Below are 19,569 nucleotides of genomic sequence, written 5' to 3' on the forward strand. Positions count from 1 at the left end.
AAGGCATTGTAGTTGATCACAATCGCCGCAGGAGGCATCCATGGGACGTGGCATTTTGCTCTGGCTTCTCGGAGTCCCGATTCCGATCATTATTCTGATCATGCTGTTTGCAAGGTAGGGGGCTTCGATGCCGTCCACCCTAACGACTGCCGACGTTTCCGCACCGACGGAATCCGCTTCCCCCGCTGTCAGCTGGGGGCCAATCGTCGCCGGCGCCTTTGCTGCGTCGACGCTTACCTTCATCTTGATGCTGCTCGGCTCCGGGCTTGGGCTGAGCATGGTGTCGCCATGGTCCGGCTCGGGTGCGTCAGTCACCACTTTCGCAGTTTCCACTGCCGTCTGGCTGATCGTCGTGCAGTGGTTGTCGTCGGCGCTGGGCGGCTACCTCGCCGGACGCCTGCGCACCAAATGGGTCGGCATCCACACCGATGAAGTCTTCTTCCGCGATACCGCTCACGGTTTCCTGGCCTGGGCGCTGGCGACGTTGCTCGTCGCCGGCGTGCTCGGCACGGCGCTTTCGGCCGCAATAGGCAGCGGTGTCCAGGCTGCTTCGACTGTGGCATCGGGCGCGGCAATGGGCGCTTCGGCAGGTGCTGCCGCAAACGCTGGTGGCGCCTCGACTAACGACGCCACGTCGTATTTCGTCGATACGCTGTTTCGCCCGGCCGATCCGGCAAGGCTCGCTGCCGCCAATCCGGAGAGCGACGCCGCGGCATCGGCGCAGGCATCGCGCATTCTGATCGCGAGTGCCGCAGCAGGCGAAATATCGGCCGACGACAAGACCTATCTGTCGCGGCTGGTGGCCGCCCGCACAGGCCTGTCCGAAGCGGATGCCACCGCTCGCGTCGATGCAGTAATCGCCAGAGCGCAGGAGGCCAAGGTCAAGGCGCAGCAGGCGGCCGACACCGCCAGAAAGGCAGGCGCCACCTTCTCGCTGATTGGCGCGCTGTCGCTGGTCATCGGCGCCTTCATTGCCAGTGCGGCCGCAGCACTTGGCGGCAGGCAGCGCGACGACGAGGAAGCAATTTTCCTGACCAATCGTTGATCGGTGACTAGGCGAACTCGGTCCGCTTCGGGAAGATTACGCCCGAAGCGGACCCTTGCCTTGAAGTGCCGCCGCGGCATTGTCGTGCTCACCGCCTACAGCTCAGCTTCCAGTTTGCGGCCGAGATCGACCGCATCGCGCAGCACGGCAAGGTGCGAGCGCGGCCGTGCGCCGACCGGCGCATTGACTTCGACGCCGCTCGCCGTCAGCGACCAATAGAGCCTGTGCGTGAAGACGCGGCCAAGCGAGCCGCGCAGCTCGACCTGGATGTTTTCCACGCCGGGACCGAAGTTTTCCGTCATCCGCCCTGAGATCGGGTCGCCGGTCAGCCAGCCATTGCCCCTGTCGAAAATATTGGTCCAGCGCGTTGCGGCAAACACCGCGCCATGATGCACCGCCCGCTGCGGCTTGCCGGAATGGCTGCGCCCTCCCTGGTAGAGCATGGTCCCGCCCGCCGCCCTGTCGGCGATCGGCGGGCATGCCGAAAACAGGCGCTCGGCGATGCCGCGCCTGAATTCGGCGAGGTTGTAGGTCACCAGGAACTCGCTGTGGGTCAGCGGACTGCCGAGCGTGACGAAATCGCTGATCTTCCACGGCAGCGGATGATCGGCGTCGCCGACGCGAAGCTGCCGGTAGAGCTCCCATTGGTGGCGCCGGAATGCGGGGAGATCATTGAGGCTGTCGGGCCAGGCGGAGGCATCGGCGGCCAGCGTCGCTTTGTCGACGGCGTGGATCGCCTTCAGCCGCGCTTTGTCGCGAATGGCTTCCAGCTTTCTAGGCCTGAAATCAGCCCACAAGATCTGCAACAGATCATAGGCGATGATCGACCCGAGGCTGTGCGAGACCAGCACGATGCGATCATAGGCATCGTCCATCATGAGACGCTTCAGCAGCTTGAGGCCACGCTCGCGGACCAGCGCCCGTTTCTCGACCGTTGCCGCTTCGGCCCGCACATAGGCGGCGACGTCGCCGAAATAAGGCAAGCCAAACTGGTCCACCGACCAGATGACGAACGACGCCAGAACCGTGACAAGCACACCGGTCGTCCAGGAGATGTAGCCTTGCCAGGTCGACGTTGCGAGCGCCAGCGCCGCGCCGAGGACGACGATGGTGGCCAACAGCGTGACGACGTAGAGTTTGCGCACATCGCGCGGAATATCGACGGGCTTGCGCCAGAGCAGGGTCGTCACCCAGGCAGCAAGGCGGCTTCGGGTCGTGCCCTGGGTGATGTCGGCCCAGTAAAGCTCGTAGAAATCGGTGCGGCGGCCATCGACATCATAGGGCGTGGTGATCCGGCGGAGTTCGTGCGAATTGGTCCGGCTGTCGGGCGTGATCCAGCTCTGGTTGATCTTCGCACCCATCGGGTCGGCCGGATCGGCGACGTGGGCATAGAACGGTGCACGGGCCGGATCGTGGCTCCATACGGCCTGGACAAACTCCCTCAACGTGTCCATGGGCCGCTGCTCGCCCATGCCGTGCACGACCACTACCGCCTGGCTGCGCTTGCGCGGCGCCTTCTCTGCTGCGGTCAGATCGGCGGCCGGCGATGCAGCAGAACCAGGGTCGGGCACCAGCACCTCCACGATGACGCCGTTTGCAAGACGACGGTCGGCATCGTAGCTTCAGAACCGGTAACAGCCAAGAAAAAGCCCGGCGCGGAGCCGGGCTGTATTCGACGATCGGCAGTGAGTTGGCAGCGACGCCTTTTCAGTGATCCATAGCCTTGACGATCTCCTCGGTCATCTTCTTGGCGTCGCCGAGCAGCATCATGGTGCCGTCCTTGTAGAACAGCGTGTTGTCGATGCCGGCATAGCCGGAGCCAAGCGAGCGCTTGACGAACAGGCAGGTGCGCGCCTTGTCGACATCGAGGATCGGCATGCCGTAGATCGGCGACGACTTGTCGTCACGAGCCGAGGGATTGGTGACGTCGTTGGCGCCGATGACATAGGCAACGTCGGCCTGTGCGAACTCAGAGTTGATGTCCTCCAGCTCGAACACTTCGTCATAAGGCACGTTGGCTTCGGCCAAGAGCACGTTCATGTGGCCGGGCATGCGGCCGGCGACGGGGTGGATGGCGTATTTGACGTCGACGCCGTTGGCCTTGAGCTTATCGGCCATCTCGCGCAGCGCGTGCTGCGCCTGGGCGACGGCCATGCCGTAGCCGGGCACGATGATGACCTTTTGCGCATTCATCATCAGATAGGCGGCATCCTCGGCCGAGCCCTGCTTGACCGTGCGCTCGATGCCGTCGTTGGCAATGGCTGATGTCTCCCCGCCGAAGCCGCCGAGGATGACCGAGATGAAGCTCCGGTTCATGCCTTTGCACATGATGTAGGACAGGATGGCGCCCGATGAACCGACCAGAGCGCCGGTGATGATCAGCGCCAGATTGCCGAGCGTGAAACCGAGTGCGGCGGCGGCCCAGCCGGAATAGGAATTCAGCATCGACACCACCACCGGCATATCGGCGCCGCCGATCGGGATGATGAGAAGGACGCCCAGCACCAGCGAGCCGGCAACGATCAGCCAGAACACCAGCTTGGACTCGGTGGTGACGAGCAGCACAATCAGCACGATCAGCGCAATGCCCAGCGCCGCGTTGATGAAGTGGCGGCCACCGATCATGATCGGCTTGCCCGACATGCGGCCGTCGAGCTTCAAGAAAGCGATGACCGAGCCGGTGAAGGTGATCGCGCCAATGGCAACGCCGAGGCTCATCTCGATCAGCGCCTGGGCATGAATATCGGCGACGGTGCCGATGCCGAAGCTTTCCGGTGCATAGATGGCGGCGGCCGCCACCATGACCGCAGCAAGACCGACCAGCGAGTGAAAGGCGGCGACCAGCTGCGGCATCGAGGTCATGGCGATGCGCCGTGCCGTGACCGCACCGACCGAGCCGCCGATCAGCAGCCCGAGCACGATCAGCGCGAAGCGGCCGGCGGAAGGGGTGGCCAGAGCCAGCGTCGTGGCGATGGCAATGCCCATGCCGATCATGCCGTACATGTTGCCCTGGCGGCTGGTGGTCGGATGCGACAGGCCGCGCAATGCCAGGATGAACAGGATGCCGGAGACCAGATAGAGGAAGGAAGCGAAGTTGGCGTTCATAGCGGCCTACTTTTCCTTCTTCTTGTACATAGCCAGCATGCGCTGGGTGACGAGGAAGCCGCCGAAGATGTTGACCGATACCAGCATCAGCGCAACGAAGCCGAAGCCGGTGGCGATGCCCGAGGCCGAGATGCCGACGGCCAGCAACGCGCCGACGACGATGACGGAGGAAATGGCGTTGGTGACGGCCATCAATGGCGTGTGCAGCGCCGGCGTCACCGACCAGACGACGTAGTAGCCGACGAAGATCGCCAGCACGAAGATGGCGAAGCGGAAGACGAAGGGATCGATGGCACCGCCGGACAGCGCGTGAGCGGCGTCACCCGCCGCTTCGGTGCCGGGCGCGGCGGCCAGGTTCTGAACCGCGAGCCGCACGGCAGCTGTCGCCTGGTCGAGCTGGTCGAGGGCTTTCTGCAGAGTCTGATCCATCACGCGATCCCTCCGGTGGTCTTGGGCTTCCTCGAAGTGGCTGGTCTCTTCGCAGCCGGCTTCGCCGAAGCCTCGGCAACCATCGTCCTCGCCGGAATGGCCGGTGGTTCGACATGTTGGCCCTTTGGTGGCTCCTGTTCAGCCCTGACGAACGCGGGATGCACGACCTTGCCGGCATCGGTCAGCATGGTTGCCTTGACCAGCTCGTCGTCGCGGTTGATGGCAAGCGTCTTCGTCGCCTTGTCGACCAGCGTCTCGAGGAAGGCATAGAGGTTCCTGGCATAGAGAAGCGAGGCCGAGGCGGCGACGCGACCGGGAACGTTGACATGGCCGACGATCTTTACCCCGTTGGCGGCGGTCACCACCTTCCCGGGCACGGCGCCCTCGACATTGCCGCCGCGCTCCACCGCGAGGTCGACGATCACGGAGCCGGGTTTCATCGAGGCGACCATCGCCGCCGAAACCAGCTTCGGCGCTGGCCGGCCGGGGATGAGCGCCGTGGTGATGACGATGTCCTGCTTGGCGATGTGCTCGGCGGTCAGCGCCGCCTGCTTGGCCTGGTACTCCTTCGACATTTCCTTGGCGTAGCCGCCAGCCGTCTCAGCCGCCTTGAACTCCTCGTCCTCGACGGCCAGGAATTTTGCGCCGAGCGAGGCGACCTGCTCCTTGGCGGCCGGGCGCACGTCGGTGGCGGTGACCACGGCGCCGAGGCGGCGCGCGGTGGCGATGGCCTGCAGACCGGCGACGCCGACGCCCATGACGAACGCCTTCGCAGCCGGCACCGTGCCAGCCGCCGTCATCATCATCGGCAACGCCCGGTCATATTCGGCAGCCGCATCGATCACCGCCTGGTAGCCGGCGAGGTTGGCCTGGCTGGATAGAACGTCCATCGATTGCGCCCGGGTGATGCGCGGCATGAACTCCATGGAGAAGGCAGTAACACCGGCCCTGGCAAGGGCTGCGACGGCAGCATCGTTGCCGTAGGGATCCATGATCGCGATGACAGCGGCGCCGGACTTGTAGCCCTTCAGCTCGGCGTCCATGGGGCGGCGCACCTTTAGCACCACGTCGGCCTTGGCAGCATCGCCGGCTTTGCCGATCGCGGCGCCCGCCTTGGCAAACTCCTCGTCGGGAATGCGCGACGCCGTGCCGGCGCCGGTTTCCACGATTACGTCCAAACCCAGCGCTGCCAGCCGCTTCACCGTATCGGGCGAGGCCGCGACGCGAGGCTCGTTTGCGTCGAGCTCACGAGGGATGAAAACCGTCTGTCCCACCGCACGATCCTTTCGGCCGGAACCCTGTTACCGCAAGACACCGACCGTCCGCGGCGGCGCTTTCGACAAAGGTTGGAGGAGTTATCGGAGAATAAAAGCGCCGATGGCCAGGATCAGCACGAACAGGATAGTCGCCGAGAAGAAGCCGCCCACAAAGAAGCCGAACGCCATGGCAAGAAGCACGGCGGCGCAAAATAGCGACCCATATTTGGCCAGCATCACAAAGCCGGCATAGGTGCGGTCGTGCTCGGCATAGTCCATCTTCGCGCCCAGTTCGACAGGACCGGTCGGCGTATGTTCAGCCATTGGAATACCCCTTCGAAGACATCTTTCAGGCACATAGCGAAAAGCCGCGTTAAGGGCAATGGCGCTATTGCCGCATCGCCGCAGCCAACAATCTCAAGCAAAACTTGAAATCGCTTCGTGAAGCGCGGCGATACCAATCCCAATGGATGGCAGGTCCGCTATTGCCGAAGTCGTTAGCCGGCGAGATGCGGGAACAGCCCGAGCAGGCCGACAACGATCAGATAAAGGGCGACGATATAATTGAGCAGCCGCGGGATCACCAGGATCAGCACGCCTGCAATCAGCGAGATAAGCGGGGTAAGGGCGAGCGTGGAAATGGTCATATCGGTTCCTTTGATCGGATCGCTATCGAAGCCGTGCGTGATGGATGTCGGCCATGCCGACTTACCACCAGCACCCTTGCCCAGAACGCCGAAGCGATCGGAAGGCTCCATGGGCTCGTTCAGGCGGCTTCGCGAAAATACTTGGCGGTGGGCAGGATGGTCAGCGGCGCGAGTTCGCCGGCACCGGGCTTATCGAACAACATGCGCTGCTCCATCGGCGTCGAACGGAAGAACGGAAAGCGAGCGTAGGTTTCATTCTTGATCGCCAGGACATCGGCCTGATAAAGCAGCGCAAAACAGTTGATCACGCCGGCATAGGGCCGCGCATCACCGATCGGTCGCGCCCGATAGATGCGCTTGTAGAAAGCCGCATGGTCCTCACGGATCATGGATATGCAATAAGGCGCGCCGAAATGGAAGCACGCCATGCCGGCAAGGCGCAGCGTCACATACGGGATCTGAGGGTAAAGCCGTGACCATTCGGCGTCCACGGCAAAACGGCTCGGGTCGATAAAGACTTCGCCGGCCGCCAGACGAGGCATCAACAAGTCCTTGTATACGCTGAGCGCTGGTGATGTGGCGTTATCAGCAGACACGTCATGCAGGCGCATCGTGCTGACCAGCCGCCCCTCGATGTAGATTCCAAACGTATGGCAATTGGGCAGTTCGTCAAACTCGTCATGGACCTGACGGGACGCATTCTCGGGCACCAGATCGTTCATCCGATAGGAATTGTAGCGCAGCCTGTAAATGCTTTCGAAATCCTCGCCGCTTTCACAGCGTCGGTACTCCGTCCGGTCAAGCAGCGCATAGACATGTTGCGCGAAGCTGGACATGGTCTCGGACGCATCTTTCCCACCAGCGCCCGCCGCATGGCCGAGCGAACTCAACTGGGCACACATGAACTCTATTCCCCGCGATTGCCGCCACCAGCCGACACTACGGACGGGTCATGAGATGTAAAGATGAAAATAAGTAGGAGGTCGTTTACCGCCCGTTAAGGTTAATAATTAATAAAATTATACTAAAATACGCGGTTTTCAGCGCGAAGTCAGCGCCGCGGCGCCTTCCTTGCCGTCTGGATGTCCTTGGCGAAAGGCCAGACGGTGCTCGACATGGTCTCGATGCCGGACGCGCTGAGCGCAGATCCGAACAGAAAGCCCTGGACCAGGTCCGGCTTGACCTGCAATGCCAGGATCTTGAGCTGTTCGAAGGTCTCGACACCTTCGACAGTGACTGAAAGTCCCAGCGGTCGCGACAGGTTGACGATGCCCTTCAGCAATTCGAGCGACCGGCTGTTCTGGGTGACGTCGATCAGGAACGAGCGATCGATCTTGATCTTGTCGAGCGGCAGCTTGTGGAGATAGCTCAGGCTCGAATAGCCGGTACCAAAATCGTCGAGCGCAATGCGCACGCCGAGCCGCTTCAACTCCTCGATATATTGGCGTGTCAGCGACTTGTCGTCGAGCAGCGCCGTTTCGGTGACCTCGATCTCCAGACGTCCGGCGGAAAGACCGGATTCAGCTAGCGCGTCGCGAACCTTCTGGATGACATCACGGTTGCGGAAATCCTTGGCCGAGAGATTGACCGACACGCTGGTCTGGGCCGGCCATTTCGCGCATTCCGTGCAGGCCGCATGCAGGACGAAGGTGCTGATGTCGGAAATAATCCCCATTTCCTCCGCCAGCGGAATAAAGATACCGGGGGAAATCGGCCCGAGATCGGGATGATCCCAGCGGCACAGCGCTTCGCAACTGGCGATACGCATCGTGCTCATCGCCACGATCGGCTGATAGACCACCCGCAATTCGTTATTTTCCACGGCGCTGCGCAGGTCCGCCTTCATCAGCTGACGGCTGCGGAAGGCAGCATCCATGGAGGCCTCGAACAGCCGCCAACCGTTCTTGCCAAGCTCCTTGGCCTTGTAGAGTGCAAGGTCGGCCTTGACGATCATGGCGTCGACGTCGGTATCCTTGACCCGCGACAGCACCGCGCCGCCGCTGGCCTGGATGCGTAATCCGTGGCCGGCGACATCGACCTCGCCCTGTAGATTGACAAAGATCTCATCAACCTGGCCGATCAGGTGGCTTTCATCCTCGATGCGCTCGAAGAAGATCATGAACTCGTCGCCGCCGAAGCGGCTGACGGTGATGCCTGGCCCAGCGACCGCGGCCAGCCGCTCGGCAACGGCGTAGATCAATCCGTCGCCGACCGGATGGCCGAGCGTGTCATTGACGCTCTTGAAATCGTCGAGGTCGAGCACCACCAGCCCGCAGAGACGCGCGGGATCCCCTGAGGCCATGGCTTCCACCACCAACTCGTGGAAGTAGGCGCGGTTGGGCAGGCCGGTGAGACTGTCGTAGCGCGCCATGAAGCGGATCTTGTCTTCCGCCTCGACCCGGGCGGTCACATCCTCGAAAGTGACGACGCCCAGTTCCTGGCTGCCTTCGCGCGCCGAAAATTCATAGTGCTGGCCGTTGGTGAGCGAGACCAGGACCTTGCGGTCGCGGCCCTCGCGCAACGCACGCGTCAGCTGGGCTTCGATGTAACGGCAATCTTTCGGCGCCAGCATGCCACCTGCAGCGCCGCGCATCAGCAGACCGTGGATCGAGCGGCCTAGCAGCGCATCGGCCGATTTGAGCGACATCAGGTGCGCGGCTTCGGCATTGGCCACCGCCACCCGGCCGTCGGGACCAAGCATGACAAGGCCATGCGACATGGTATTGAGCGCGCGGTTGAACCGCTGCGCGATGCGGTTCGCCTTCTTTTCCTCCGACAGGGCGGTAAACAGGACTTCGCGGACGATGTCGGCGAACCGCTTGATCGCAAACAGAAAAGGGGCCGACATCAGACCGAGGATAATGTGGTAGATATCGCCGCGCAGGATAAAGCCAAGCGATATGGGCCATGTGGTGGTAATGATAAAAATCATGACCATGCGCGGCGACCCATAATTGCGGCCGGCAATCGACGTGACCGATGCAAGAGTGACGCAGACAGAGGCTATTTCGGCATAGTTGTCGTGGCTGTCATTTGCCAGATAAATGCTAACGAAACAGAACGCGCCAAGCATGAAACCATGCATCGAACCGAAAATTATGTAATCATTTTCGCGATCATGGGCTTCTTCCCACGTCGTCGGGGAAGGAAGTCGCCCGTATTTCCGGATGTTGCGAAGGCGCAGAGTACCGACAATGATGAGCCCAGCAGCAACTAGAAGATACGCCAAGTCCATGGTCTTCCAATAGACCAGGATGACGAGGAGTGTCTGCGCAACAAGGCCGATCGACAGCGTGAACCCGTCGCGAAACAGCGTTTCCACGAACGGAATGTAAACGTCGACCGGAATCTCGTTTTTTCGTCTCAGATTCACGCCTGGATCCCAACCCTGGGGAACCCAGCAGTGTCACATTGGCCTTAAGAAAGGTTTAGAGCGGCGTTTCGAGCCCTGCCGTCATCCATTGGTGACGCTGCGGAAGTAGGGAAACTACAGTTCAGGTAAACAAGGGGTATCAGAGCGCGGAATCATTCGGCGGCTTGAAGTTGCGGCCGCAGCGGCGCCCTCGAGAGGCGGTCGAGTAGACGCTGGCGTTCGCCGGCGGCTTTTTCGGCACTGGCCTGCTTGACGTGGCCAAAGCCGCGGATGAGCGCCGGTACCGAAACAAGCGCGGCAGCGGCCTCGATCTTGCCCGGCGCCAGCGCGCCGGCGACAAGCTCCAGGTCGGCTTCATAGAGGGCAAGAAGCTGCCGCTCCATGCGCCTCTCGGCGCTGTAGCCGAACAGGTCGAAAGCGGTGCCGCGCAGCCCCCTCATCGCCGCCAGCAGGCGGAGCCCGTTCATCATCCACGGGCCAAAGCTCGATTTCTTCGGCTTGCCGTCACTGCCGCGCCTGCCCATGATCGGCGGTGCGAGATGGAATTCAAGCTTGCCGTAGCTCTGGAACTGCTTTGCGAGCTCTGCGGCAAAGGAGCCGTCCGTATAAAGCCGCGCCACCTCGTATTCGTCCTTGATCGCCATCAGCTTGAACAGGTTCTTCGCGGCAGCTTCGGTCACCACGGTCGACCCGGGCACAGCATTGGTTTCGGCCTTGCGCAGCGCCGCCAGTCTGTTGGCATAGCGCTTGCCATAGGCGGCGTTCTGATAGGCGGTCAGCAAGGCGACGCGGCGGGCAATGATGTCGTCCAGCGTCTCGGCAATGGCGGCAGGCTGCGTGGCCTTGCCCGGCTGGGCGAGAAGGCCACGCACGAAATCCGGCTGGTGGGCGGCGCGGCGGCCCCAGCGAAATGCCGCGACATTCATCGCCACCGCCTCGCCGTTGAGTTCGATCGCCTTCTCGACCGCCTCCGCCGACAGCGGCAGGCCGCCATGCTGGAAGGCGAAGCCGAGCATGAACATGTTGGCGCCAAGCGAGCTGCCGAACAGCGCGGTGGCGGTGCGGGTGGCGTCGAAGAAATGCGCCTTGTCGTCGCCTGCGGCCGTTCTTATCGCTTTCTTCAGCCGCTCGACGGGCAGCGAGAAATCGGCCGAACGGGCGAACTCGCCCGGCATGATCTCGGCGGTGTTGGCGAGGAAGATGGTATGGCCTTCGCGCACCGCGGCCAGCACCTTCTTGGCACCCGAAACGACGAGATCGCAGCCAAGCACGAGGTCGGCCTTGCCGGCCGATACCCGAATGGCGTGGATGTCGTCCGGCGTGCGGGCGATGCGGACATGGGTGAACACGGAGCCGCCCTTCTGGGCGAGGCCGGCCATGTCGATCATGCCGCAGCCCTTGCCTTCCAGATGTGCGGCCATGCCTAGCACCGCGCCTATGGTGACGACGCCAGTGCCGCCGACACCGTCGATGATCGCCGCCCAGCCTTGTTCACCGAGCGCAAATTGCGCCGGCGCCGGCACACCCGCGAGCGGGTCGGCCGCGCCGGCTATGCCTTCGGCTTTCCTGATTTTGGCGCCGTGGACGGTGACGAAGGACGGGCAGAAACCGTTGACGCAAGAGAAGTCCTTGTTGCAGCTCGACTGGTCGATCTTGCGCTTGCGGCCGAATTCCGTCTCGACCGGCTGGATCGAGACGCAATTCGACTGCACGCCGCAATCGCCGCAGCCTTCGCAGACCAGCTCGTTGATGAAGATACGCTTGTCGGGATCGGGGAAGGTGCCGCGCTTGCGCCGACGGCGCTTCTCGGCAGCGCAAGTCTGGTCGTAGAGCAGCACCGAGACGCCTTTGACCGAGCGCAACTCGCGCTGGACGAGATCGAGGTCGTCGCGGTGATGGACAGTGGCGCCGGGGGGAAATTCCACCTTGCCGGTATATTTGTCCGGTTCGTCGGTGACGATGGCGATGCGCTGGACGCCCTCGGCGCGCACCTGCCTTGCGATCATGTCCACCGTCAGCCCGCCCTCGTGCGGCTGCCCGCCGGTCATCGCGACGGCGTCATTGTAGAGGATCTTATAGGTGATGTTGGCGTCGGTCGACAGCGCGAAGCGGATCGCCAGCACGCCCGAATGGTTGTAGGTGCCATCGCCCAGATTCTGGAAGATGTGCTCGCGCTTCGAGAACGGCGCCTGGCCGACCCACTGCGCGCCCTCGCCGCCCATGGCGGTGAAGCCTACCGTATTGCGGTCCATCCATAACGCCATGAAATGACAGCCGATCCCGGCGGCGGCGAGCGAGCCGTCCGGCACCTTGGTCGAGGAATTGTGTGGGCAGCCGGAGCAGAAGAACGGCGTGCGCGAGGCGATGTCTGACGTGTCGGCCAGCATCGCCTGGAACTGGCGCAACTTCGCCACCCGCGCGGCGATTTCCTCCGACGGGCCGATCGTTCGCAAAATCCTCTCGCCGAGCGCGATGGCAATGTCGTTGGGGTCGAGCGCGCCCTTGGCCGGGAACAGCCAGTCGCCGCGCTCGTCCTTCTTGCCGACGATGACCGGCTGCGTCGCGGTGCCGTAAAGGTTCTCGCGCAGTTGCACCTCGATCAGCGAGCGTTTCTCCTCGACGACGACGATGGTATCGAGGCCGCGAGCAAAGTCGGCGACGTGCTGCAGGTCGAGCGGCCACGGGCAGCCGACCTTGAACAGCCTGATGCCGATACGATTGGCGGCCGCTTCGTCGATGCCGATATCCTCCAGCGCCTGGCGAACGTCGAGATAACTCTTGCCGATGGTGACGATGCCAAGCCTGGCGCTGGTGCCGCCCGAATAGACGATCCGGTTCAGCCCATTGGCGTGGATGAAGGCGGAAGCTGCGGCGCGCTTGTATTCATGCAACCGCTCCTCCTGGCCGAGCATGTCGATCTCGTTACGGATGTTGAGGCCGCCGGGCGGCATGTCGAAGTCCGGGACGACGATATCTAGCCGGTCGAGCGCGGCATCGACCGAGGCCGTCGATTCGATGTTGTCCTTGACGCATTTGATCGCCGCCCAGGTGCCGGCAAAACGCGACATGGCAAAGCCGTAGAGGCCGTAGTCGATGATCTCCTGGACGCCGGCCGGATTGAGGATCGGCACCATGGTGTCGACGAACAGGAACTCGGTGGCATGCGCGTTGGTCGAGGATTCGGCCATGTGGTCGTCACCCATCAGGGCTAACACGCCGCCATGTTTCGACGACCCGGCGAGATTGGCGTGGCGGAACACGTCGCCGGAGCGGTCGACGCCCGGACCCTTGCCGTACCAGACCGAAAAAACGCCGTCGTGGGTACCCTCGCCCAGCAATTCCGCCTGCTGCGAGCCCCAGCACGCGGTGGCGGCGAGCTCCTCGTTGAGACCGGGCTGGAAGACGATGTCCGACTGCGCGAGCTGGTTCCTGGCCTTCCACAGCTGCATGTCGAGGCCGCCGAGCGGCGAGCCACGATAGCCGGAGACGAAACCGGCGGTGTTCAGGCCAGCCCGGCGGTCGCGCTCGCGCTGCATCAGAAGCATGCGGATGACTGCCTGGGCACCCGACAGGAAAATGCGCTCCTTTGCCAGGTCGAACTTATCGTCGAGCGCGACGTTGTGCAGCGTCATCAGGCGTTTCCTGTGCGGAGACCGTGCCAGGAGGTGCACGGCCAACGTCGGAGTCGAGTGCCTACAGTCTTTCTTCCCTTGCCGGAGAGGTCAAACAAAATCGAAGGTGCCAGGCGGTCCGCAACAAACGATCGGTGCGCGGCGGTGTGGCGCCACGAAACGCCTGTCGGGGAGGATGGCCGAGCACGAAAACTCCGGCGGCGGTCGGTGCCGCTGGTGATGCATCATGCAGCCTTTGGGCAACTGGGCTTCGGTTCACCGGGCAGCTTGCCGTCGACATGGCCGGCCAAGTCCTTGTTGAGCTCGTAGACTGGCCCGACCACCAGGGGCCGGTCGGGCAGGACCGACTGGTCGAGCGAGGACGTCAGAGTGGTCTCGAAACTCTGCAGCAACTTGCCGCTGGAATCCTCGATGCGGATCGACACGGCATAGGGCTTGTCCTTGACAACGCAGGTGAGCGGCGGGCTGGTGAGCGTCACATGCGGCAGCTTCGGCCATATTTTCTGGGTGACGATGATCGGATCACCACCGGCCGGGTTCTGGAAGGAGACCACGGCGACCTGCCCCTCACCCACCGGCCGCAGCGGATTAAGGGTGATGACGTAGGTGGCGATACCCAGCCGGTAGTTGAACTCGAACAGCTTCCCGGAAATGGCGAACAGCTGGTCCTTGCCGGAATCACGGCAGGCGCCGAGCGCGGTCGCCGCGAACAACGCCGCGACGACAATCATCGCGCGCGAATATTTCTTAGGCATTGGTGACCTCTCTGGCCGCAGTCCGGCGGCGATAGTATCGGTTTGCCTTCTGGCGGTTGCCGCACACCGCCATATCGCACCAGAGGCGGCTGGAATTGCGGCTTTTGTCGACAAACAGCCAGCTGCAGTTCGGACATATCCTCAGCCTGGCGATGGTGTCGCTGCGCAGCAGCGACAGCGCCGAGACCGCAAGCGCCGCCTCGAAGGCGATCGGCGTTGCCGGATCGCCGAACGGTTTTCCGGGCATGCCGATTTCGGTGTGGCCATGGGCGAGGCCATCGGCGCAGGCTTCCAGGAATTCAGGCATGTCGGCGGTGTCGATCGCACCTTTCGATACCGCGCCGCGAAACAGCCGATCGGTCGTCTCGCGAATCGACAGCACCACCGGTGCGATCTTTTCAGGCGCCGGCGCTACGAGCCGCCTGCCGCCGAGCTCGGTGGCGCGAAAGCCACTCGCGGCTTCGGCAAAGCGAGCGATCTCGGCCGGATCGTCGAAACGGTCGAAAGTTTCCTCCGGATCGTTCCGCAAAACGACGGTATTCGCCGTGTCGAGCGCCAGCATGCCACCGGTGAAGCGGTGCGGAGTCCAGGATACTGTCATATCGCGAATCTAACCGATAAATCGCGTTTGACAAGTTAGATTCCGGGTGCAACGCTCGTCAGTGAGGCGATCGCCGTATCGAGAATGTCGTCGTCTCAAGCCCCGCCCCGATTGTGGGGCATGCATCGAGGGTCTTGCATGCTCTATTTCTTCCAGCAGGTTCTGAACGGGCTGCATTCGGGCGCGCTCTACGCATTGCTTGCCTTCGGCTACGTGCTGACCAACGGCATCCTGCACCGCACCAATCTTGCCTATGGCGCGCTGTTCGCCTTTTGCGGGCATACGATGATCCTCACCGCGGCGTTCGGCTATCAGGCGCTGTGGTTGACGCTGTTTGCATCGGTCGCGCTCGGCGTAGTGGCGGCATTCCTTTATGCGGCGCTGCTCAGCCATGTCCTGTCGCGAAGCATCTTCGAACCGCTGGCCGCCCGCTCGCCCAACGCCATCGTGGTGACCACGCTCGGCATATTGCTGGTCTTGTCGGAAGCCAGCCGCATCGCCGCCGATACCCATGACCTATGGTTGCCGCCAATGCTGGCCCAGACCATCGTCTTCGCGCAGAATGCCAGCTTCAAGGCGACGTTGACACTGATTCAGTTGCTCGATTGCGCCGCCGTCCTGGCGGCTATTTCGCTGGCTGCGTGGGGGTTCACACATTCCAGCTTCGGCCGAAGCTGGCGTGCCGTATCCGACGATCCAAACGCCGCTGCGATGTGCGGCGTCGATGTCCGCGCGGTGTTTCGGCGTGCGGTGCTTTTCGGCGGCCTTTGCGCGGCAATGGCTGGCGTGCTCGCCGCCTTCTACTACGGCAACATCAGCTTCGGCACAGGGTTGGTCTACGGGTTGAAAATCCTGTTCGTGACCGCAGTGGGCGGCTATCTCTCGCCTTTGCGGGCGGCACTAGGCGCCGCCGCTTTCGGCATGGCCGAATCGCTATGGTCCGGCTATTTCCCGCTCGAATGGCGGGACGGCTGGATGTACCTGTTCCTCGTCGCTATGCTTGTGCTGATCGGCTCCGGCCGCGACCAACAAAAGATCGCCTGAGCCGCATCCGACTTTGGTTGGATGAATGAACCACATGTCCCCTTGGACATGCAAAGGACGCGGCAGCATTTTGCCGGCGGCCACCTCACAACTGTGTTTATGCGGGCTGTCCGATGTTGACCCGCCGAACCACGCACTGCATACCGTTGGTCCACAGCGACGCGACGGACAGGGAACCGGCGCGCTCCGACACAAGGGAGGAATGCATGGCAGGGCTTCTCGCTCTTTCCAGAGCCATTGACCGTTTGAACGAATTCATCGGCAAATGGGTTTCGTGGCTGATCCTGCTGGCGATCCTGGTAAGCGCCGCCAACGCCGTGATCCGCAAGGTGTTCGACATGTCCTCGAACGCCTGGCTGGAATTGCAATGGTATCTGTTCGGCGCCGCCTTCATGCTGGCCGCCGCCTACACTCTGAAACAGAACGACCATATCCGCATCGATATCGTCTACGGCATGTTCTCGCGCCGCGTGCAGCACTGGATCGACCTTTTCGGTCACGTCTTCTTCCTGATGCCGTTCGTGACGTTGATGGTCGTCTATTTCGTTCCCTATGTGTCGCTGTCGTATCGCAGCGGCGAGATGTCGAACAATTCCGGCGGGCTGATCATCTGGCCGGCGAAGGCGATTCTGCTGGTCGGCTTTTTTCTGCTCGCGCTGCAGGGCATTTCCGAGATCATCAAGAAGATCGCCATCATGCGCGGTCAGATGGACGATCCCACTCCGTTCATATCGGTGCATGAGCAGGCCGAGCTAGAAGCCAAGGCGCTCGTGGAAGAGGTGCGCTCGTGATCGAGTTCATCGCCCAGAACATGGCGCCGATCATGTTCGCCTCGCTGGTCGTCTTCCTGCTGATCGGCTACCCCGTCGCCTTCTCGCTTGCCGCCAACGGCCTGATGTTCTTCTTCATCGGCGTGCTGCTGTCGCCCTATTCGGGCGGCTCCATCAATCTTGCCTGGCCGTTGCTGCACGCGTTGCCGGATAATTTCTATGGCAGCCGGGTGATGTCGAACGATACGCTGCTGGCGATCCCGTTTTTCACCTTCATGGGCATCGTGCTCGAACGATCCGGCATGGCCGAAGACCTGCTCGACACGATCGGCCAGCTGTTCGGACCGGTTCGTGGTGGCCTTGCCTATGCCGTGATTTTCGTCGGCGCGCTGCTCGCCGCGACGACCGGCGTGGTGGCGGCCTCCGTCATTGCCATGGGTCTGATTTCGCTGCCGATCATGCTGCGCTACGGCTACGACCGGCGGCTGGCATCCGGCGTCATTGCCGCGTCCGGGACCCTCGCCCAGATCATCCCGCCGTCGCTGGTGCTGATCGTCCTGGCCGACCAGCTCGGCCGCTCGGTCGGCGATATGTACAAGGGAGCGCTGATCCCCGGGCTCATTTTGACCGGCATCTACATGCTCTACATCCTGCTCATGTCGATCTTCCGGCCGAAGTCGATGCCGGCCCTGCCGCTGGAGGCCCGCACGCTCGGCCACGGCGTGCTGTCGCTGCTGGCGGCGGTGCTGGCGGCGGTGGTGGTTTCCTATGCGGCGTATCGCTACCTTGCGCCGAACCATGGCGGCAACGCCGATATCCTCGGCGCCACTATTGGCGTCATCTTCATCTATGTCGTGGCGATCGTCGACCAGCGCCTGAAGATCAACCTGATGTCGAGGTTGGCGCAGCAGGTGATCATCGTCCTGATCCCGCCGCTGGCGCTGATCTTCCTGGTGCTGGGCACCATCTTCCTCGGCATTGCCACGCCGACGGAAGGCGGCGCCATGGGCGCCGTCGGCGCGCTGGCAATGGCGGCGATGAAGGGGCGGCTGTCGCTCGACGTGGTCAAGCAGGCGCTGGCCTCGACGACCAGGCTGTCGTCCTTCGTTCTGTTCATTCTGATCGGCGCGCGGGTGTTCTCGCTTACCTTTTACGGGGTCAATGGCCACATCTGGGTCGAGCACCTGTTGACCTCGCTGCCGGGCGGTGAAGTCGGTTTCCTGATTGGCGTCAACATCCTCGTCTTCGTGCTCGCCTTCTTCCTCGACTTTTTCGAGCTTGCCTTCATTATCGTGCCGCTTTTGGCGCCGGCGGCCGACAAGCTCGGCATCGACCTGATCTGGTTCGGCGTGCTTTTAGGCGTCAACATGCAGACCTCCTTCATGCATCCGCCCTTCGGCTTCGCGCTGTTTTATCTGCGCTCGGTCGCCGCGCGCGTGCCCTATCTCGACCGGCTCACCGGCAAGCAGATCGCGCCGGTCACCACAGGGCAGATCTATTGGGGCGCAGTGCCCTTCGTCTGTATCCAGGTGATCATGATCGGCCTGACCATCGCCTTCCCGCAGATGGTGATGCACTACAAAGGCACCGTCGTCGATCCAGGCACCATCAACTACCAGGTGCCGGAAACGCCTGGCATCGGCTTGTCGCCGCTTGGCACGCCGCCGGCCAACGGCGGCACTGCCCCGGCCTCACCTTCCACACCGGATTTGTCGCAGCCGCCGAGCTTCGACGAAAAGCCGCCCGCGAAGCCGGCGGCACCGGCAATCGATCTGTCGCAACCCCCGAGTTTCAACTGAGGCGAGTTTCAACTGAGGAAGGCCCTGCAGCTATGAAGGCGGTTCGGTTGGAGCGAGTGGGCGGCCTCGCCGTGTGCGAGGTCGAGAAACCGACCGCCGGGCCAGACGAGCTGCTGGTGCGGATCGAGGCGTGCGGCGTCTGCGGCACCGACAGGCATCTTTTCCACGGTGAATTCCCGTGCACGCCGCCGGTGACGCTCGGGCATGAATTCTCCGGCATCGTCGAGGCGATCGGACCTGAGGTATCCGGCTTTTCGGTCGGCGACCGCGTCACCGGCGATCCCAATATTGCCTGCGGGCGCTGTGCGCATTGTCAGGCGGGCCGAGTCAATCTCTGCAGCAATCTGCGTGCCATCGGCATCCATCGCGACGGCGGCTTTGCCGAATATCTTCCCTTGCCGCAGAAACAGGCCTTCGCCTTGCCAGGCGATCTGAAGCCTACGCATGGTGCTTTCTGCGAGCCGCTCGGTTGCTGCCTGCATGGCGTGGACCTTGCCGCGATCAAACCAGGCTCGTCGGTCGCGGTGCTCGGCGGCGGCGTGATCGGCCTGCTCACCGTTCAGCTGGCAAAGCTCGCCGGTGCGACCACCATCATCCTGTCGACGCGTCAGGCCTCGCGACGGGCTCTTGCCGAGCAACTTGGCGCAACGGCGACGCTCGATCCGAGCGCCTTCGATGTCACCGATGCGATCGTCGGCCAGTCGGGTTTGATGCCGGGCGGCGTCGACGTGGTGTTCGAATGCGCCGGCGTGAAAGACACTGTTGAGCAGGCGATGCGGCTGGCCAAAGCGGGCGGCACAATTGTCGTCGTCGGCGTTATGCCGCAAGGCATGAAAGCGGCGTTCGAACCGTTCGACCTGCTGTTCCGCGAGTTGAAGGTCCTGGGCTCCTTCCTCAATCCCTTTACCCATCGCCGGGCCGCCGATCTTATCGCCTCGGGGGCAATGGAGGTAGACCGGCTGATATCGCGGCAGGTCACGCTTGAAGAGTCAGCTGCAGTGATCGCCAATCCGCCTGCGCCAGGCGAGGTCAAGGTTCTGGTGGTGCCCGGCTGATCGCAAACGGAATGCGCTGCGGCGCCAGCGTCCCGAAGGAACGCCGGCGCCGCAGAGC

16 protein-coding genes are annotated in these 19,569 nt (G+C 62.8%); 5 read left to right on the top strand and 11 right to left on the bottom strand.

Going from position 1 to position 19,569, the window contains the following annotated elements; genetic code table 11:
- The first annotated feature begins 127 nt into the window (after positions 1-127).
- Positions 128-1,045, top strand: a complete 918-nt coding sequence (locus NKH83_RS21925) for a hypothetical protein (RefSeq protein ID WP_352480094.1) — start codon at positions 128-130, stop codon at positions 1,043-1,045.
- 95 nt (positions 1,046-1,140) lie between these two features.
- On the opposite strand, the gene NKH83_RS21930 is transcribed toward NKH83_RS21925, so the two are convergent.
- The 11 genes from NKH83_RS21930 to NKH83_RS21980 form a co-directional block, all read right to left on the bottom strand.
- Positions 1,141-2,616, bottom strand: coding sequence for a hypothetical protein (locus NKH83_RS21930; RefSeq protein ID WP_352807396.1), 1,476 nt, complete (start codon positions 2,614-2,616; stop codon positions 1,141-1,143).
- A gap of 136 nt (positions 2,617-2,752) precedes the next feature.
- Positions 2,753-4,150, bottom strand: coding sequence for an NAD(P)(+) transhydrogenase (Re/Si-specific) subunit beta (locus tag NKH83_RS21935; protein ID WP_352480092.1), 1,398 nt, complete (start codon positions 4,148-4,150; stop codon positions 2,753-2,755).
- Between the two features lie 6 nt (positions 4,151-4,156).
- Positions 4,157-4,579 (bottom strand): NAD(P) transhydrogenase subunit alpha part 2, encoded by a 423-nt coding sequence (locus NKH83_RS21940; RefSeq protein ID WP_302893582.1) that lies wholly within the window; start codon positions 4,577-4,579, stop codon positions 4,157-4,159.
- Entirely contained in the window at positions 4,579-5,853 is a 1,275-nt protein-coding gene (locus NKH83_RS21945; RefSeq protein ID WP_352480091.1) for a Re/Si-specific NAD(P)(+) transhydrogenase subunit alpha, read from the bottom strand. Before NKH83_RS21945 ends, NKH83_RS21940 begins: the two co-directional genes overlap by 1 nt.
- 81 nt (positions 5,854-5,934) lie before the next feature.
- On the bottom strand, positions 5,935-6,159 hold the full coding sequence (locus NKH83_RS21950) for an aa3-type cytochrome c oxidase subunit IV (RefSeq protein WP_254816044.1): 225 nt from the start codon (positions 6,157-6,159) through the stop codon (positions 5,935-5,937).
- A gap of 173 nt (positions 6,160-6,332) precedes the next feature.
- A complete protein-coding gene (locus NKH83_RS21955) occupies positions 6,333-6,482 on the bottom strand; it encodes a DUF3096 domain-containing protein (protein ID WP_352480107.1) in 150 nt (49 codons plus the stop codon).
- Between the two features lie 119 nt (positions 6,483-6,601).
- Complete coding sequence (locus NKH83_RS21960) at positions 6,602-7,384, bottom strand: N-acyl amino acid synthase FeeM domain-containing protein (protein ID WP_352480090.1); 783 nt, start codon at positions 7,382-7,384, stop codon at positions 6,602-6,604.
- 149 nt (positions 7,385-7,533) lie between these two features.
- A complete protein-coding gene (locus tag NKH83_RS21965; protein WP_352480089.1) occupies positions 7,534-9,855 on the bottom strand; it encodes a putative bifunctional diguanylate cyclase/phosphodiesterase in 2,322 nt (773 codons plus the stop codon).
- A 152-nt stretch (positions 9,856-10,007) separates the two neighbouring features.
- Positions 10,008-13,487, bottom strand: a complete 3,480-nt coding sequence (locus tag NKH83_RS21970) for an indolepyruvate ferredoxin oxidoreductase family protein (RefSeq protein WP_352480088.1) — start codon at positions 13,485-13,487, stop codon at positions 10,008-10,010.
- A 224-nt stretch (positions 13,488-13,711) separates the two neighbouring features.
- Positions 13,712-14,242 carry a hypothetical protein gene (locus tag NKH83_RS21975; protein WP_352480087.1) on the bottom strand — a complete coding sequence of 177 codons (531 nt, stop codon included), beginning with the start codon at positions 14,240-14,242 and terminating at the stop codon, positions 13,712-13,714.
- On the bottom strand, positions 14,235-14,843 hold the full coding sequence (locus NKH83_RS21980; RefSeq protein WP_352480086.1) for a CGNR zinc finger domain-containing protein: 609 nt from the start codon (positions 14,841-14,843) through the stop codon (positions 14,235-14,237). The genes NKH83_RS21975 and NKH83_RS21980 overlap by 8 nt, the downstream gene beginning before the upstream one ends.
- Before the next feature lie 138 nt (positions 14,844-14,981).
- Here NKH83_RS21980 and NKH83_RS21985 point away from each other — a divergent pair, with 138 nt between their 5' ends.
- The 4 genes from NKH83_RS21985 to NKH83_RS22000 all read left to right on the top strand — a co-directional run bounded on the left by NKH83_RS21985 (position 14,982) and on the right by NKH83_RS22000 (position 19,511).
- On the top strand, positions 14,982-15,887 hold the full coding sequence (locus tag NKH83_RS21985) for a branched-chain amino acid ABC transporter permease (protein ID WP_352480085.1): 906 nt from the start codon (positions 14,982-14,984) through the stop codon (positions 15,885-15,887).
- Between the two features lie 206 nt (positions 15,888-16,093).
- On the top strand, positions 16,094-16,678 hold the full coding sequence (locus NKH83_RS21990) for a TRAP transporter small permease subunit (RefSeq protein WP_292658329.1): 585 nt from the start codon (positions 16,094-16,096) through the stop codon (positions 16,676-16,678).
- A complete protein-coding gene (locus tag NKH83_RS21995; RefSeq protein ID WP_352480106.1) occupies positions 16,678-18,456 on the top strand; it encodes a TRAP transporter large permease in 1,779 nt (592 codons plus the stop codon). The genes NKH83_RS21990 and NKH83_RS21995 overlap by 1 nt, the downstream gene beginning before the upstream one ends.
- A 32-nt stretch (positions 18,457-18,488) precedes the next feature.
- Positions 18,489-19,511 (top strand): zinc-dependent alcohol dehydrogenase family protein, encoded by a 1,023-nt coding sequence (locus NKH83_RS22000; RefSeq protein WP_352807401.1) that lies wholly within the window; start codon positions 18,489-18,491, stop codon positions 19,509-19,511.
- The last annotated feature ends 58 nt before the right edge of the window (positions 19,512-19,569 follow it).

This window comes from Mesorhizobium sp. M0909 (assembly GCF_040319515.1).
In the GTDB taxonomy this organism is placed as follows: domain Bacteria; phylum Pseudomonadota; class Alphaproteobacteria; order Rhizobiales; family Rhizobiaceae; genus Mesorhizobium.

What these genes read in the sequence shown, in the direction of transcription:
- NKH83_RS21955 (WP_352480107.1), bottom strand. Translation starts at nt 6,482, where the DNA reads ATGACCATTTCCACGCTCGCCCTTACCCCGCTTATCTCGCTGATTGCA.
- NKH83_RS21950 (WP_254816044.1), bottom strand. Translation starts at nt 6,159, where the DNA reads ATGGCTGAACATACGCCGACCGGTCCTGTCGAACTGGGCGCGAAGATG.
- NKH83_RS22000 (WP_352807401.1), top strand. Translation starts at nt 18,489, where the DNA reads ATGAAGGCGGTTCGGTTGGAGCGAGTGGGCGGCCTCGCCGTGTGCGAG.
- NKH83_RS21935 (WP_352480092.1), bottom strand. Translation starts at nt 4,150, where the DNA reads ATGAACGCCAACTTCGCTTCCTTCCTCTATCTGGTCTCCGGCATCCTG.
- NKH83_RS21970 (WP_352480088.1), bottom strand. Translation starts at nt 13,487, where the DNA reads ATGACGCTGCACAACGTCGCGCTCGACGATAAGTTCGACCTGGCAAAG.
- NKH83_RS21990 (WP_292658329.1), top strand. Translation starts at nt 16,094, where the DNA reads ATGGCAGGGCTTCTCGCTCTTTCCAGAGCCATTGACCGTTTGAACGAA.
- NKH83_RS21980 (WP_352480086.1), bottom strand. Translation starts at nt 14,843, where the DNA reads ATGACAGTATCCTGGACTCCGCACCGCTTCACCGGTGGCATGCTGGCG.
- NKH83_RS21925 (WP_352480094.1), top strand. Translation starts at nt 128, where the DNA reads ATGCCGTCCACCCTAACGACTGCCGACGTTTCCGCACCGACGGAATCC.
- NKH83_RS21975 (WP_352480087.1), bottom strand. Translation starts at nt 14,242, where the DNA reads ATGCCTAAGAAATATTCGCGCGCGATGATTGTCGTCGCGGCGTTGTTC.
- NKH83_RS21940 (WP_302893582.1), bottom strand. Translation starts at nt 4,579, where the DNA reads ATGGATCAGACTCTGCAGAAAGCCCTCGACCAGCTCGACCAGGCGACA.
- NKH83_RS21960 (WP_352480090.1), bottom strand. Translation starts at nt 7,384, where the DNA reads ATGTGTGCCCAGTTGAGTTCGCTCGGCCATGCGGCGGGCGCTGGTGGG.
- NKH83_RS21985 (WP_352480085.1), top strand. Translation starts at nt 14,982, where the DNA reads ATGCTCTATTTCTTCCAGCAGGTTCTGAACGGGCTGCATTCGGGCGCG.